This is a genomic window from Enterobacter soli ATCC BAA-2102, from assembly GCF_001654845.1.
GTDB classification, from domain to species: domain Bacteria; phylum Pseudomonadota; class Gammaproteobacteria; order Enterobacterales; family Enterobacteriaceae; genus Enterobacter; species Enterobacter soli.
In genome coordinates this window covers 160995-176451 of record NZ_LXES01000038.1, presented here as the reverse complement: position 1 = coordinate 176451, position 15457 = coordinate 160995, and the positions used below count along the sequence as shown (strand labels likewise).

Sequence of the window (15457 nt, the reverse complement as noted above, 5' to 3'; positions counted from 1 at the left end):
AATAATAGGTATACGGAACTTTTTTTTTCATATGCCTGACGGAGTTCACACTTGTAAGTTTCTAGCTACGTTGTAGACTTTACATCGCCAGGGGTGCTCGGCCTAAGCCGAAGATATCGGTAGATTTATATTTGACCACGCCCCCCGGTGAAGGATTTAACCGTGATTTCTCGTCGGAGATCTTCATGGCAAATTTTGGATGATAACGAGGCGCAAAAAATGAAAAAGACAGCTATCGCGATTGCAGTGGCACTGGCTGGCTTCGCTACCGTAGCGCAGGCCGCTCCGAAAGATAATACCTGGTATGCAGGTGGTAAACTGGGCTGGTCTCAGTTCCATGACACCGGCTGGTACAACAGCAAACTGAACAACGATGGCCCTACTCATGAGAGCCAGCTTGGTGCAGGTGCGTTCGGTGGCTATCAGGTTAACCCGTATGTTGGTTTTGAAATGGGTTACGACTGGTTAGGTCGTATGCCATACAAAGGCGACACCGTAAATGGCGCTTTCAAAGCTCAGGGCGTACAGCTGACTGCTAAACTGGGTTACCCAGTAACTGACGATCTGGACGTGTACACCCGTCTGGGCGGCATGGTATGGCGTGCTGATTCCAGCAACAACCAGGTTGGCAGCGATCACGACACTGGCGTTTCTCCAGTATTCGCAGGTGGTGTTGAGTGGGCTATGACCCGTGACATCGCTACCCGTCTGGAATACCAGTGGGTTAACAACATCGGCGACGGCAACACCGTTGGTGTTCGTCCAGACAATGGCATGCTGAGCGTAGGTGTTTCCTACCGTTTCGGTCAGCAGGAAGAAGCTGCGCCAATCGTAGCTCCAGCTCCGGCTCCAGCTCCAGAAGTACAGACCAAACACTTCACTCTGAAGTCTGACGTTCTGTTCAACTTCAACAAAGCGACCCTGAAACCAGAAGGTCAGCAGGCACTGGATCAGCTGTACACCCAGCTGAGCAACCTGGATCCTAAAGACGGTTCAGTAGTGGTTCTGGGCTTCACCGACCGTATCGGTTCTGACGCTTACAACCAGCAGCTGTCTGAAAAACGTGCTCAGTCTGTTGTTGATTACCTGGTATCTAAAGGTATCCCAGCTAACAAGATCTCTCCACGTGGTATGGGCGAATCTAACCCAGTTACCGGTTCTACCTGTGACAACGTGAAAGCTCGCGCTGCACTGATCGACTGCCTGGCACCAGATCGTCGCGTTGAGATCGAAGTTAAAGGCATCAAAGACGTTGTAACTCAGCCAGCGGCATAAGTTATCGTCTTAAGAAAAAACCCCGCAATGCGGGGTTTTTTTATTGTCTGAAGAAATACAGAATCTTATTTTTTACCCAGAAGCGCCTGTAGATCGTTTTTCAGCGTCGACATCTGGTTCGCGTACTTCTCTTTGTGCTCAGCATCTTCAATCAGCTGCACTACCGTTTCCGATAACGTCTTTCCACGCCGTTGTGCAAGGCCTGCCAGGCGCTGCCAGACGATAAATTCCAGATCGATAGATTTCTTGCGGGTATGCTGATGCTCGGCATTAAAATGCCGCTTGCGACGCGCACGAATAGTTTGCTTCATCCGGTTTAACAGCGCTGGATTGATGTGTTTCGCTATCCAGTTATTAACCTGTACCGGTTCGTTTTCGAGGGTCAGCAACATATCTACGGCTTCTTGCGCCGCGCTGGCTTCGAGGTAGCAGGTGATCAACTCGCCTTCACGATGTTTTTTGACCAGGTACTTCCATTTCCAGCCGCTTTCGAGATTTTCCAGTTGTTGATATTTCATTGCGATCTCAGTGTTACCACGTAACTCTGTTCAGAATATCAGTTTTTTGGCAATCTGCTGAAAAGAAATCATATCCTGTGCATCATTACAGGAGATTCCGCCGCGGAAATCCCCAATCCTGCTTGGGCAGAGCCTTCTGCTTACGGTATACTCCACGGTTTTACATCTGACTAAAAAACATCAACTTTGACCATTACGAAACTTGCATGGCGTGACCTTGTTCCCGATACAGAAAGCTATCAGGAGCTCTTTGCACAGCCAGAACTCGCAAAAGAACACGAATTTATACTTAGCGATACACAACCGCGTTTGCATTATGCGCTGGAGCAGGTGTTAAGCCCGTGGGCAACATCTCCTTTCATGCTGCTCAAAGCCCCGGAAGAAGCCGAGTATTTGACGCTTCTGGGTGATGCCATGCGCCAGTTGCAGCCAGAAACAGATGCTGTTTTTGGCGGCCAGTATCGTATCGCGGGTCATAACATTACTTTTGAACCGGCACAGCAGGCTGACGAACGTTTTGCCGCAAAAGGCGACGTGATCACCGCCAACTGGGTCGAAGCGGAACAGCTTTTTGGCTGCCTTCGTCAGTTTAATGGCGAGCTGTCGCTTCAACCGGGGCTTGTCCATCGCGCTAATGGCGGTGTCCTGATCATCGCCCTGAGAACCCTGCTCTCCCAGCCGCTGCTGTGGATGCGCCTGAAAACAATTGTGAACCAGCAACGCTTTGACTGGGTGAGCTACGACGAATCCCGTCCTCTCCCTGTCGCAGTGCCGTCAATGCCATTGTCATTGACCGTGGTGCTGACCGGCGACCGTGAATCGCTGGCAGACTTCCAGGAGATGGAGCCAGAGCTGGCAAGCCTGGCCGTTTATAGTGAGTACGAAGACAATATCCAGATTGCCGATGCCGATGATATGGCACAGTGGTGTCAGTGGGTAATGGCGGTTGCTGAGCGCTATGAATTGCCTGTCCCGGCGGCTGACGCCTGGCCTGGTCTGATCCGCGAAGCAGTACGCTATACCGGCGATCAGGAAACCTTACCGCTCTGTCCACTCTGGATCAGCAAACAGCTGCGTGAAGTGGGTGTGATCAGCGGTGACGGCGCGTTTTCCGGTGAACAGCTCACCCAGATGCTTGCGCAGCGTGAATGGCGTGAAGGTTATCTCGCTGACCGGATGCAGGATGAAATTCTGCTGGAACAGATCCTGGTGGAAACCGAGGGCGAGCGTATTGGGCAAATCAACGCCTTGTCCGTTATCGAGTTCCCGGGGCATCCACGTGCATTTGGCGAACCTTCTCGTATCAGCTGCGTCGTGCACATTGGCGACGGTGAATTTACTGACATTGAACGTAAAGCTGAGCTCGGCGGCAACATCCATGCTAAAGGCATGATGATCATGCAGGCATTTTTGATGTCTGAGTTGCAGCTGGAGCAGCAAATCCCCTTCTCCGCCTCACTCACGTTTGAGCAATCCTACAGTGAAGTCGATGGCGATAGCGCCTCGATGGCAGAGCTGTGTGCCTTAATCAGCGCCCTGGCAGAAGTTCCGATTAATCAGAACATCGCCATTACCGGTTCCGTTGATCAGTTTGGGCGCGCTCAGCCAGTAGGCGGGCTGAATGAGAAAATCGAAGGCTTCTTCTCTATTTGCCAGCAGCGCGGTTTGAATGGCAAACAGGGTGTTATTATCCCGGCGCCTAACGCACGCCATCTGAGCCTGAGCCAGGCGCTTCTGGACGCGGTGGAACAGGAACAATTTACGCTCTGGGCCATCGAAGGAATTGAGGATGCGCTACCCTTACTGACAAATCTGGTATGGGATGGCGAAGGTCAAACAACCCTGATGCAAACTATCCAGGAACGTATTGCTCAGGCGACACAGCAGGATGCTCGTCACCGTTATCCGTGGCCGTTACGCTGGCTGAGTTGGTTTAGTCCGAACTGATCGGACTTGTTCAGCGTACACGTGTTAGCTATCCTGCGTGCTTCACTAAAATAAGGCTTACTGAGAACATGGTAGATAAACGCGAATCCTATACAAAAGAAGACCTTCTTGCCTCTGGTCGCGGTGAACTGTTTGGCGCTAAAGGCCCACAGTTACCGGCCCCGAACATGCTGATGATGGACCGTGTCGTGAAAATGACCGAAACCGGCGGCAACTTCGATAAGGGTTACGTAGAAGCAGAACTCGATATCAACCCAGATCTGTGGTTCTTCGGTTGCCACTTTATTGGCGATCCGGTAATGCCTGGCTGCCTGGGCCTTGATGCTATGTGGCAGCTGGTTGGGTTCTACCTGGGCTGGCTCGGCGGCGAAGGCAAAGGCCGCGCGCTGGGCGTTGGCGAAGTGAAATTCACCGGTCAGGTTCTGCCTTCTGCGAAGAAAGTGACCTACCGCATTCACTTCAAGCGCATTGTTAACCGTCGTCTGATTATGGGCCTGGCGGATGGCGAAGTGCTGGTAGATGGTCGTCTGATCTATACCGCAAACGATCTGAAAGTAGGCCTGTTCCAGGACACTTCAGCGTTCTGATTGCTGATTTAAGCAACCCCAGAAAAGCGAAACCTCCGCAATGCGGAGGTTTCTTTATTTAAAGAGACGGTATCAAGCGATAAGTACCCTGTCGCCGATGGCTTCTCGCCAGCCTCCCAGCCATTGTGACCTTTGATTTATCGTCTGATAAGGACACATTTCTTTAGAGCGTCCGGCGATTCCAGCCTGATAACCACGTTGATGAGCCCGTTCCAGGCGATCTCGTTTCTGTCTCTTCATGCCTCGTTTCCCTCATTCTTTTGTCTGGTGGAAAGAAAACAGTGATTGCAAAGTGTGCAAGCACAGATAACGAATACCCCGAATAAGCCTCAGCGTCAATGTTCGAAATTCATACGGGTGTCATATTTGTGAGCTACGCGGAAGATCATTTGTACAAAAAGTGTGACCCGGCACAAGTAACAACCTGATGTCAAAACGAAAAAAAAGCCGCAATCAGAACCAGACTGATGGCGGCTTTTTACTATGAATTTTACTTATGGAAGCCGGGAAATCTCTCTGGCGATGCTGGCCGACTCCTGCGCCCAACCCTGCCCCAGAACTTTCACCATCTCATCGTAGCCATCTTTTTGCTGCTTCATTTCAAGATGGAAAGGACGCTTAATCAGCTGGCCCTGATGGTTCAGCAGCCATTCACCGCTGATCACTACCGTACCGTCGTAACGGCCGTGGAAGCCCGTCACAGTGACGTTAAGGGTATCCTGGTCAGTACCGAGAGGTTGCGAGGCAACAACCCACCCCGGAAGCTGGCTTCCGAGGTTGGCCACCAGCGTGTTTCTCAGCTGCTGATCCAGCGGGCTGGCCCACAGATTGTTTGACGCGATGACATACTTAACATCGCTCGTCTGGTAGACCACGCCGTTACCGGCAAGATAATCAGGCACGTTAACCTGCTCAACCCACAACAGGCGGTTTCCCTGGCTTGCGGTGCTTTGTCCGCCGGCCTGAGTCGCAACAGGCAGCTGATAGTAACTCTTGTTCTCTACACCGGAACTGCACGCCGTTAAAAGCAGAGCGCCAACCATCAATAGCCACTTATTCATTCTTTTGCCCTCTTCGGCTCAGGATCCTTTTTATCTTTTGCTTCAAACACCAGCGCGTTGCTCTTCTCGTTGAGCGTTTTCAGAACCGGCTGAAGTTCACGCAATACCTGATCAAGACGTTGCATATCTGCCACCATCTTGTTGTAAGCCGCAGAACCCGGCTGGAAGCCCTGCATACTGCGATTAAGTTCGCGCAGTGTTTTCTGCATATCCTGCGGTAGCTGCTGCATGGACTGGCTTGCGGTGATCTTATTGATGTTATCCAGCGTGGTTTGCAGTCGGCGCATCGTCGCCTGGCTTTCGCTGAGCGAGTTTGTTGCAGCTTCGATCATTGGATTCAGTGGCAGATTATTAATCTTATCCAGTGTTTCCATCAGGCGCTGCTGGATCTGAGCCAGGCCGCTACTGACGGTTGGAATGATCTTGTAACCACCAAATTCACGGATACCGGTTATCGCAGGCGCTTTCGGATAGAAGTCCATATCCACATACAGCGCACCCGTCACCAGGTTACCGGTTTTCAGCGAGCCACGCAGACCGCGCTCCATCAACGCGTTAATGTGCGCCGCAATATCCTGATCCTCACCTATCTGATTGAGCAGACGTTCAGGTTCAATACGGATCAGCACCGGGATACGATAATCGTCATCCAGAACCTGACGCAGACCTGGGACAAAGAATGGCACCTGACCCACGGTTCCCATACGAATGCCACGGAACTCAACAGGCGCGCCTGGCTGGAGGCCACGCACCGAATCTTTAAAGAACATCAGGAAGTCGATATGGTCGGTATAGAGCGCATCCTGAATACTTTTCTGGTCGTCAAAGAGGCGGAAAGCTGTTTTCTCCGCCACCGGCTGACCAAGATCCAGCCCTTCCGGCACATCAAAACTGACGCCCCCACCAAACAAGGTGGTCAGCGAGCCCATTTCAACACGCATCCCCGCCGAGGTAAGATCAACGGCGATCCCACTGTCTTTCCAGAACCGGACGTTGCTGGTGACTAAGCGATCGTTAGGCGCATTGATAAACAACTGATAGCTGATAGTCCTTTTTTGCGGATCAAAGGTACTCGTTTCAACGGAACCAACGCGATAGCCACGGAACAGCACCGGATCGCCGGCTGTGAGCTGGCCCGCTTTTTTGCTGTCGAGTATGACGCGGATCCCTTTTGCATCAGGTGGCGCGAGTGGAGGTGAATCCAGCAATTGATACTGTCCTGGTGGGTTCCCTTTTGTCCCTGGCTGCAACTCAATATAGGCACCAGATAAGAGTGTGCCTAACCCGCTGATCCCTTCACGTCCAACCTGCGGCTTAACGACCCAGAAGACGGAATCACTGTGCATCAGCTTTTCCATGCCAGAATTCAGACGCGCTTTAATCTCTACATGCATCAGGTCATCGGTCAGCGTCGCACTTTCAACAACACCCACATCAACACTACGGCTCTTGATGGTGGTTTTTCCCCCTTCAATACCCTCTGCATTGGTGGTGATGAGCGTCACTTCCGGTCCCTGATGGCTGTAATGGTAAAACAGTATCCATGCACCGATCAGCGCAGTCACAATGGGGAAAATCCACACCGGCGACCAGTTTTTGACCTTCTGCACTTTAGCCTCTCCACTCTTATTTTCCATGCTCTTACTCTTCCTCATGGCTTGACTCGGGCTCACGATCCCACGATAAACGAGGGTCGAAGGTCATGGCCGCAAACATTGTCATAATAACGACCAACGCAAACATCAGCGCCCCCATAGCGGGATAAATATTCATTAGTCCCCCCATCCGCACTAACGCGGAAAGAACGGCGATGACAAACACATCAATCATTGACCAGCGTCCGACAAACTCGACAACTTCATAAATCAAGTGCATTCGCTCACTGTCACGCCTGCCGTGCCCTTTTGCATCCCAACAGAGCCAGGCTATCGCAATCATTTTTAACGTCGGCACCATGATACTGGCGATAAAAATAACCAGCGCCACCGGATAAGACCCCTCACCCCACAGCAATACGACCCCTGCCATAATGGTGGAAGGCATTTTATCGCCGAGCAAATCGGTGATCATGATGGGCAAAATATTGGCAGGCAGATAAAGCATGATCGACGTAACCAGCAGTGCCATCGTCCACTGAAGGCTGTTTTTACGCCGTACATATCCTTTTGTTTCGCAACGCGGGCACGTGTCGAGATCGGCAGGCAGCACCGCGGTACAGCATGAGCAGGAGCGCAGTCCCTGACGAATACCCGGCACACCCACTTTTACCGTCTGCGCAAGCGTAGGTGCAGGGGCAATGTCATCCCACGCCCAGCGCCGGTCTACGCACTGAAACGCACGTAATTGCAGCACACAGTAAAGGCACCAGGGAATAAAGCTGCTCCCGATGCCTACATCACCATAGGCCATCAGCTTCACGAAACTCACCAGAATACCGGCCAGGAAAATCTCGGCCATCCCCCAGCTTTTTAGCTGAAAAAGGATACGGGCAAGTTTGATTTTAAGGGGCGTGGGCATCCGGACACGGTTGACCAGCAGCAGAATCACCACCAGACAAGAGGCCGGGACAATCTGCACAAACAGAAGAAAAAAGGTCCCGAGGCTGGCGTAATCCTCCGAGAACATCACACCTGGGATTTCAAGAAGGTCAACCTGGCTGGTTATCCCTCCCACCTTCATATAAATGAAGGGGAAGAGATTAGACAGCACAAGCATAAACAGGGCGGCCAGGGCATAGGCAGTAGGACGCTGCCTGGGCGCGTCCCACTCTGTCGTTAACGTTGCACCGCAACGCGGGCAAGTTGCCTTATGTCCGTGACCCAGCACAGGCAGCGCAACGAGCATATCGCATTGTGAGCATAATATATGCCTGTCGGCATGGTGCTGGTCACACATATTTTATCCCTGTTTATGCGCCGTTTTTCAGAGACTCAAGGTACTCCCAGCGCTCAAATGCTTCTTCCAGTTCCTGCTCGGCACTGGAAAGGTCAGCCAATATTTTCTGAGTATAGTCGTGGGACTGCGTAAAGAATGAAGCATCAGCAACCTGAATTTGCAGTGCTTCAAGTGCAGTTTCAAGCTCCTCAAGACGCTTAGGCAGGCCTTCCAGCTCGCGTTGCAGGTTATAGCTTAGTTTAGCCGATGCTTTCTTAGCTGTTTCTGCTTTTGTTACAGTAGGTTCCGGGCCATTTTTGGACTTTGCTTGTTTTTGCGCCAGCGATTGCGTTTGCTGCCCACGTGCGTCGTGATAACCGCCCACATACTGCCCAATACGGCCTTCACCTTCGAAGATCCAGCACTCGGTCACAGTGTTATCGACGAACTGACGATCGTGGCTCACCAGCATCACCGTGCCCTGATATCCATCAATCAGCTCTTCCAGTAATTCCAGCGTTTCGACATCCAGATCGTTCGTCGGTTCATCGAGAATCAAGAGGTTACTTGGCTTCAGGAACAAACGCGCCAATAGCAGGCGATTTCGCTCACCGCCGGACAGCGCGCGCACTGGCGTCATCGCACGTTTAGGATGGAACAGGAAGTCCTGCAAATACCCCAGGACGTGGCGCGGTTTGCCGTTAACCATCACCTCTTGCTTGCCTTCCGCCAGGTTATCCATCACCGTTCTGTCCGGATCCAGCTCCGCACGGTGCTGGTCGAAGTAAGCCACTTCGAGCTTGGTTCCGCAGTGAACGCGACCGCTGTCGGCCTGCAACTGACCCAGCATCAGCTTAAGCAGCGTGGTTTTACCACAACCGTTCGGGCCGATAAGGGCAATTTTGTCGCCGCGTTGTACCTGGGCAGAAAAGTCTTTCACCAGCACTTTGCCGTCAACCTGGTAATTAACATCTTCCATTTCAAAGACGATTTTACCCGAGCGGGCGGCCTCTTCGACCTGCATCTTTGCACTGCCCATCACTTCACGACGGGCGCTGCGCTCGTTACGCATCGCTTTCAGGGCACGCACGCGGCCTTCGTTACGGGTACGACGCGCCTTGATGCCCTGACGGATCCAGACCTCTTCCTGCGCAAGCTTGCGATCGAACTCGGCATTTTGCAGCTCTTCGACGCGCAGGTTTTCTTCTTTTTCCAGCAGATAGGTATCGTAATCGCCAGGGTAAGTCACCAGCTTGCCGCGATCGAGATCGACAATACGGGTTGCCATGTTGCGGATAAACGAACGGTCGTGCGAGATGAAGATAATGGTGCCGTTAAAGGTTTTCAGGAACCCTTCCAGCCAGTCGATTGCTTCGATATCCAGGTGGTTGGTCGGTTCGTCCAGCAGCAGCACTTTTGGACCACTGACCAGCGCACGTCCCAACGCCGCTTTACGCAGCCAGCCACCGGAAAGTGACGCCAGCTCCATATCAGCATCCAGACCTAATTGATCCAGCACTTCAGTGATACGGCTTTCAAGCTGCCACAGGCCGTGATGATCCAGCAGCTCTTGCAGGCGAGCCATCTCATTGAGGTTTTTTTCACTTGGATCGGTCATCACCAGATGTGAAATTTCGTGATAGCCCTTCAGATATTCAGCCTGCTCAGAGATCCCTTCCGCAACGAAATCGTAAACAGTACCCGCCACGTTACGCGGTGGATCCTGCTGCAAACGGGAAACAATCAGATCCTGTTCGTAAACAATACGCCCGTCATCCAGGCCCTGTTCACGGTTGAGGATCTTCATCAGCGTCGATTTACCCGCGCCGTTACGGCCGACCAGACAAACGCGCTCGTTATCTTCGATGTGCAGTTCAGTATCATCGAGAAGTGGCGCATCGCTGAAGGACAGCCAGGCGCCGTGCATGCTAATAAGTGACATTTATTTTTCCTTTAGACCGCGGAGATCAGCCAGCAGTTATGAATTTGACGGTTACGGGCAAAGTCCTGAGACAGCGTTTTTTGGCTGATTTCTTGTGCTTTCAGTCCCAGAGCGGTCAGGCCGTCGTGATCCATGCGGAATCCGCGTTTGTTGTTCGAGAACATAATGGTGCCGCCTTTACGCAGCAGACGTTTCAGGTCGGTCATCAGGCGCAGGTGATCGCGTTGAACATCAAAGCTATCCTCCATGCGCTTGGAGTTGGAGAAGGTTGGTGGATCGATAAAGATCAGGTCGAACTGTTCATCCGTATCACGCAGCCAGCCCAGCACATCGGCCTGCATCAGGCGATGCTGGCGACCGGTTAGCCCGTTCAGGCGCAGGTTACGTTCCGCCCACTCCAGATAGGTACGGGACATATCTACCGTGGTGGTGCTACGTGCACCGCCAAGCCCTGCGTGCACGCTGGCGCTGCCGGTGTAGGAGAACAGGTTCAGGAAGTCTTTGCCCTTGCTCATCTGCCCTAACATACGACGGGCAATACGGTGGTCAAGGAACAGGCCGGTATCAAGATAGTCAGTCAGGTTGACCCACAGGCGCGCGTTATATTCGCCCACTTCGATGAAGTCGCCCTTCTCACCCATCTTCTGATACTGGTTTTTACCTTTCTGACGCTCGCGGGTTTTCAGTACCAGTTTGTTTGGCGCAATCCCCAGCACCCCGATGGTGGCGGCAATCACGTCCAGCATACGCTGGCGGGCTTTTTGCGCATCGATGGTCTTCGGTGGCGCATATTCCTGCACCACCACCCAGTCGCCGTAACGGTCGACTGCGACGTTGTATTCTGGCAAATCGGCATCATACAGGCGGTAACACTCGATCCCTTCCTGCTTCGCCCATTTTTCAAATTTTTTCAGATTCTTGCGCAGACGGTTGGCGTAATCTTCCGCCACGCCAGACGGTTTGCTGTCTGCGGCTTTCTCGGCCAGATGGTAGTTTTTCTGCACGCAGTCCAGCGGGCCGTTTTTCGCTTTAAACTGGCGATCGGCACGCAATTGCAGGCAGCTCAGCAGTTCTGGCGAGGCGCTAAACAGCGACAGGTTCCAGCCGCCGAAATAGTCTTTCATGTTGCGGCCCAGCAGGCTGTGCAGCGCAATCAGCGCAGGTTCGCTGTCAAGACGCTCACCGTATGGCGGGTTGCTGATAACCGTACCGTACGGGCCTTTCGGCAGCGGATTGGTCAGGTTAGCAACGTCTTTCACTTCAAAGGTCACCAGGTCACCGATACCCGCGCGACGGGCGTTGCTGCGCGCACGCTCAATGACGCGGGCGTCGCTGTCCGAGCCGTAGAAATGGGACGTGTAGTCAGCCAGGCCTTTACGCGCACGCGTCTGGGCTTCGGCCTTCACCTCTTTCCAGATTTCTTCATCGTGCTGCGCCCAACCTTTGAATCCCCAATGGCCACGGTGCAGCCCCGGCGCACGGTCGGTTGCCAGCATCGCGGCTTCAATCAGCAGCGTACCGGAACCACACATCGGGTCGAGCAGCGGTGTGCCTGGCTGCCAGCCGGAGCGCATCACAATAGCGGCGGCCAACGTTTCTTTGATCGGTGCCATACCGGTGCGATCGCGATAGCCGCGCAGGTGCAGACCCGCCCCGCTCAGATCGAGAGAAATGCTGGCGGTATCACCATTGAGCCACACGTTGATGCGCAGATCGGGATTTTCACGATCGACGTTCGGGCGTTCCTTATTTTTACGCGTGAAGCAGTCCACGATGGCGTCTTTCACGCGCAGCGCGCCGTACTGGCTGTTGCGGATCTCATCGTTCACGCCGTTGAAGTGCACCGCAAAGGTCGCATCAGGGGTGAAGATCTCTGTCCAGTCGATCATCTGTACACCGGTATAGAGGTCAAGGTCGCTGTAGACCTTGCACTCTTTCATCGGCAGCATGATGCGCGACGCCAGACGGCTCCACATCAGGCTCTGGTAAATAAGCCGTGTGTCGCCCTCAAAATGGACACCACCCTGAACTACCTGGCACTCCTGTGCGCCGAGGGCTTCCAGTTCAGTTTTTAACAGCTCTTCCAGCCCGCGGGCCGTACTGGCAAACAGAGAATTCATATCGTCACTTTTACTCATAGAAAATTGTCGCGCATTATAGCTAATATGGCGTGTATGTCATAAAGTTGAAGGCTTATTTTCATTTCAGGGAGTGTGCAGTGGCGACCTTATCCAGGCTTTTTATCCATCCGGTGAAATCGATGCGCGGCATTGGCGTTTCTCACGCGCTGGCCGATATGAGCGGATTTGCCTTCGATCGTATTTTTATGGTCACCGAGCCTGACGGTACATTTATTACTGCACGCCAGTTCCCGCAAATGGTTCGTTTTACCCCTTCACCTCTGCATGACGGTTTACACCTGACCGCACCAGACGGCTCAAGCGTCGTCATCCGGTTCAGTGATTTTGCGCCTGTTGATGCCCCAACGGAAGTGTGGGGGAATCATTTTACCGCGCGTGTCGCCCCGGATGAAATAAACCGCTGGCTCAGTGGTTTCTTCTCGCGTGATGTGCAGTTGCGCTGGGTCGGGCCTGAGCTGACGCGCCGGGTCAAACGCCACGACGCCGTCCCGCTCTCCTTCGCCGATGGTTTCCCGTTTTTGCTGACCAACGAAGCATCGCTTCGGGATTTGCAGAGCCGCTGCAAAGCCAGCGTCCAGATGGAGCAGTTCCGCCCAAATCTGGTTGTTACTGGTACAGAGGCCTGGGAAGAAGACACCTGGAAAGTGATCCGTATCGGGAGCGTGATTTTTGATGTGGTGAAACCCTGTAGCCGCTGCATCTTTACCACCGTTAGCCCGGAAAAAGGACAAAAACACCCGTCCGGCGAGCCGCTGAAAACTCTTCAGTCGTTCCGCACCGCGCAGGATAATGGCGATGTTGATTTCGGGCAGAACTTAATCCCGCGCTCCAGCGGTGTGATCCGCGTGGGCGATGAGGTAGAAGTTCGCGCGCGCGGGCCGGGCAAAGTATATGGCTCGGGCCAGGAAGAAGAGTTTGTTGATATCGAGATGGAACCCACTTCAGTGGTGGAGATCCAGTGGCAAGGGCAAGTCATCCGGGGCAACAACCAGCAGGTATTACTTGAACAGCTAGAACAAGCAGGAATACGTGTTCCCTACTCGTGCCGCGCCGGGATTTGCGGATGTTGTCGCATCAGGCTGGTAGAAGGTGAAGTGAGTGCACTGAAGAAAACGGCTATTGGGGATGACGGCACTATCTTGTGTTGCAGCTGTATTCCGAAAACATCAATACAGCTGGAAGCTTAAACAGCCTGCTCGAGGCTGAAGGTATCAACACGCAGTTGCGGTTTCAGCCTGTCGTTCATCACTTTAATTGCGTCACCCAACTGCATCACCCGCCCGGCGATTGTCACGCCGGGTTGTGCCAGTAAACAGAGCGCGGCATTTTCGCCAGGCTCGACCACCAGCAAACTCACCTCTTCGGCGGTATCACTCAGATTGACGCTGGCGGCGTCCCCGGTGACCGGCTCCCAGTTCATGCCATGTGCCTGAAAATGCCAGCTTTTTGGCATCTGCGGCTTCAGAAAACGGATTGCGACCAGCGCGTTTAATACCAGCTCAGCACGCTGCTCTTTAGAGAGTTCCAGGTCGCGGCATTTCTCTTCAAACGAGAAATAAAGTGCGGCATCATCAACGCAAAAGCCTGACGGCGCGAAAGCATCAGGGGTCAGCATTCGGCGGGCAAAACGAGAACGAAACAACATACCATTGGCTAAATCGAGCATCATGCGGTCATGCTCATCGCAAAAATACCAGCGCCAGTTATCGTCAGGTTTAATTCGCATTTTTCTCTCCCGTCCCCAAACACCCTGTTCTAAAAATGTCCTGATTGTGGCTTCGTTTATAACATCAATAATAAAAGACCATAATGTTTAAATAAGCAACAATGACGGAATATAAAACAACCAGGGCTGGAAATAAAGCCCTGGTTGTCTGATAAGGGAGAAAAGATTAGATGTGAGTAACGATTTCTTTAATCAACGGCGGGCCTTTAAAAATAAAGCCGGAATAAATTTGCACGATGGTCGCGCCCGCCGCTATCTTCTCGCGTGCGGCGATGACAGAGTCGATACCGCCCACACCAATAATCGGTAGACGCCCATTTAATTCGGCTGACAAGGCACGAATAATTTCAGTGCTTTTTAATTGTACTGGACGACCACTTAAACCACCTGCTTCGTCACAGTTTTTCATTCCCTGAACCAGAGAACGATCGAGCGTGGTATTGGTTGCAATAACACCATCAATATTATGGCGAACTAAACTGTCAGCAACCTGGATCAATTCTTCGGCAGAAAGATCCGGAGCGATCTTAACCGCGACCGGAACATATTTATGGTGGATCGCCTGCAATGCATTTTGCTTATTTTTAATGGCGCTGAGCAGATCATCAAGGGCTTCGCCATATTGTAAAGAACGCAGCCCCGGGGTATTTGGTGAAGAAATGTTCACCGCGATATAACCGGCGTAGGCATAGACTTTTTCCATACAAATCAGATAGTCATCTTTACCTTGTTCAACTGGCGTATCTTTATTTTTGCCAATATTGATACCTAATACACCGTCGAAATGCGATTTTTTGACGTTCTCAACCAGATGATCAACACCCAGGTTGTTAAAGCCCATACGGTTGATCAGCCCCTCGGCATCGACCAGGCGGAACAGGCGCGGCTTATCATTACCCGGCTGCGGGCGCGGCGTCACCGTCCCGATTTCGATGGAACCAAATCCCATCGCACCGAGGGCATCGATACACTCGCCATTTTTGTCCAGCCCGGCCGCCAGGCCCAGTGGATTCTTGAAGGTCAGTCCCATGCACTGCACAGGTTTTTCCGGCACGTTCTGACGCACCAGTGCTTCCAGTGGTGTACCGGTAATACGGCGTAATTGCTGGAATGTAAATTCATGAGCGCGCTCAGGATCGAGCTGGAAAAGGGCTTTACGAACGAAGGGGTAGTACATGAACTCTCCTGGATTCCCGGTGTGCAAACCGGGAGGGGATTATGTGCGATCCTGCCCGGAAAGGGAATTGACCTGCGGCAAAAAAATCGCGCAAAACGCAATCGTTTCCCTCGCAGCACACTTCTTATGCAGTTTATGGCTTTTAAATTGCGGATAAATCATTTAGTGGAATAACCCCTCGGTGTCACACTCCTGAAAATTGTTATGAA

Annotated in this window: 13 protein-coding genes; 4 read left to right on the top strand and 9 right to left on the bottom strand. The window is 52.5% G+C overall.

The features are described from left to right. Nucleotides 1-219: 219 nt before the first annotated feature. Nucleotides 220-1275 (top strand): porin OmpA, encoded by a 1056-nt coding sequence (gene ompA / locus M987_RS13330; RefSeq protein WP_014069626.1) that lies wholly within the window; start codon nt 220-222, stop codon nt 1273-1275. A gap of 65 nt (nt 1276-1340) precedes the next feature. Here ompA and matP read toward each other — a convergent pair whose 3' ends face one another. Next, nucleotides 1341-1793, bottom strand: coding sequence for a macrodomain Ter protein MatP (matP, locus tag M987_RS13325; protein WP_014069625.1), 453 nt, complete (start codon nt 1791-1793; stop codon nt 1341-1343). 186 nt (nt 1794-1979) lie between these two features. Between matP and M987_RS13320 the strand changes: the two genes are divergently transcribed. Next, nucleotides 1980-3740 carry an AAA family ATPase gene (locus M987_RS13320; RefSeq protein WP_014069624.1) on the top strand — a complete coding sequence of 587 codons (1761 nt, stop codon included), beginning with the start codon at nt 1980-1982 and terminating at the stop codon, nt 3738-3740. 68 nt (nt 3741-3808) lie between these two features. Beyond that, complete coding sequence (gene fabA, locus M987_RS13315; RefSeq protein WP_013097260.1) at nt 3809-4327, top strand: bifunctional 3-hydroxydecanoyl-ACP dehydratase/trans-2-decenoyl-ACP isomerase; 519 nt, start codon at nt 3809-3811, stop codon at nt 4325-4327. A 72-nt stretch (nt 4328-4399) separates the two neighbouring features. Here fabA and rmf read toward each other — a convergent pair whose 3' ends face one another. The 6 genes from rmf to rlmKL all read right to left on the bottom strand — a co-directional run bounded on the left by rmf (nt 4400) and on the right by rlmKL (nt 12324). Then, nucleotides 4400-4567, bottom strand: a complete 168-nt coding sequence (gene rmf / locus M987_RS13310) for a ribosome modulation factor (protein ID WP_014069623.1) — start codon at nt 4565-4567, stop codon at nt 4400-4402. A 254-nt stretch (nt 4568-4821) separates the two neighbouring features. After that, a complete protein-coding gene (pqiC, locus tag M987_RS13305; protein WP_014069622.1) occupies nt 4822-5388 on the bottom strand; it encodes a membrane integrity-associated transporter subunit PqiC in 567 nt (188 codons plus the stop codon). Beyond that, nucleotides 5385-7025, bottom strand: coding sequence for an intermembrane transport protein PqiB (pqiB, locus tag M987_RS13300; protein ID WP_041162026.1), 1641 nt, complete (start codon nt 7023-7025; stop codon nt 5385-5387). The genes pqiC and pqiB overlap by 4 nt, the downstream gene beginning before the upstream one ends. 4 nt (nt 7026-7029) lie before the next feature. Beyond that, nucleotides 7030-8283 (bottom strand): membrane integrity-associated transporter subunit PqiA, encoded by a 1254-nt coding sequence (pqiA, locus tag M987_RS13295; protein ID WP_014069620.1) that lies wholly within the window; start codon nt 8281-8283, stop codon nt 7030-7032. 13 nt (nt 8284-8296) lie between these two features. Beyond that, nucleotides 8297-10204 carry an ABC transporter ATP-binding protein gene (locus tag M987_RS13290; protein ID WP_014069619.1) on the bottom strand — a complete coding sequence of 636 codons (1908 nt, stop codon included), beginning with the start codon at nt 10202-10204 and terminating at the stop codon, nt 8297-8299. A gap of 11 nt (nt 10205-10215) precedes the next feature. Then, on the bottom strand, nt 10216-12324 hold the full coding sequence (rlmKL, locus tag M987_RS13285; protein ID WP_041162205.1) for a bifunctional 23S rRNA (guanine(2069)-N(7))-methyltransferase RlmK/23S rRNA (guanine(2445)-N(2))-methyltransferase RlmL: 2109 nt from the start codon (nt 12322-12324) through the stop codon (nt 10216-10218). A 98-nt stretch (nt 12325-12422) separates the two neighbouring features. Between rlmKL and M987_RS13280 the strand changes: the two genes are divergently transcribed. Further along, nucleotides 12423-13532, top strand: a complete 1110-nt coding sequence (locus tag M987_RS13280; RefSeq protein ID WP_014069617.1) for a YcbX family protein — start codon at nt 12423-12425, stop codon at nt 13530-13532. On the opposite strand, the gene zapC is transcribed toward M987_RS13280, so the two are convergent. Both zapC and pyrD read right to left on the bottom strand, forming a co-directional pair. Then, a complete protein-coding gene (zapC, locus tag M987_RS13275) occupies nt 13529-14071 on the bottom strand; it encodes a cell division protein ZapC (RefSeq protein ID WP_014069616.1) in 543 nt (180 codons plus the stop codon). The genes M987_RS13280 and zapC overlap by 4 nt on opposite strands. A 166-nt stretch (nt 14072-14237) precedes the next feature. Next, complete coding sequence (gene pyrD, locus M987_RS13270) at nt 14238-15248, bottom strand: quinone-dependent dihydroorotate dehydrogenase (protein ID WP_014069615.1); 1011 nt, start codon at nt 15246-15248, stop codon at nt 14238-14240. Nucleotides 15249-15457 lie beyond the last annotated feature (209 nt).

Bases quoted from the DNA above. Each gene is read 5' to 3' on its own strand.
- fabA (WP_013097260.1), top strand. From the start codon at position 3,809: ATGGTAGATAAACGCGAATCCTATACAAAAGAAGACCTTCTTGCCTCT.
- ompA (WP_014069626.1), top strand. From the start codon at position 220: ATGAAAAAGACAGCTATCGCGATTGCAGTGGCACTGGCTGGCTTCGCT.
- rmf (WP_014069623.1), bottom strand. From the start codon at position 4,567: ATGAAGAGACAGAAACGAGATCGCCTGGAACGGGCTCATCAACGTGGT.
- pqiC (WP_014069622.1), bottom strand. From the start codon at position 5,388: ATGAATAAGTGGCTATTGATGGTTGGCGCTCTGCTTTTAACGGCGTGC.
- M987_RS13290 (WP_014069619.1), bottom strand. From the start codon at position 10,204: ATGTCACTTATTAGCATGCACGGCGCCTGGCTGTCCTTCAGCGATGCG.
- rlmKL (WP_041162205.1), bottom strand. From the start codon at position 12,324: ATGAATTCTCTGTTTGCCAGTACGGCCCGCGGGCTGGAAGAGCTGTTA.
- zapC (WP_014069616.1), bottom strand. From the start codon at position 14,071: ATGCGAATTAAACCTGACGATAACTGGCGCTGGTATTTTTGCGATGAG.
- matP (WP_014069625.1), bottom strand. From the start codon at position 1,793: ATGAAATATCAACAACTGGAAAATCTCGAAAGCGGCTGGAAATGGAAG.
- pyrD (WP_014069615.1), bottom strand. From the start codon at position 15,248: ATGTACTACCCCTTCGTTCGTAAAGCCCTTTTCCAGCTCGATCCTGAG.
- pqiA (WP_014069620.1), bottom strand. From the start codon at position 8,283: ATGTGTGACCAGCACCATGCCGACAGGCATATATTATGCTCACAATGC.
- pqiB (WP_041162026.1), bottom strand. From the start codon at position 7,025: ATGGAAAATAAGAGTGGAGAGGCTAAAGTGCAGAAGGTCAAAAACTGG.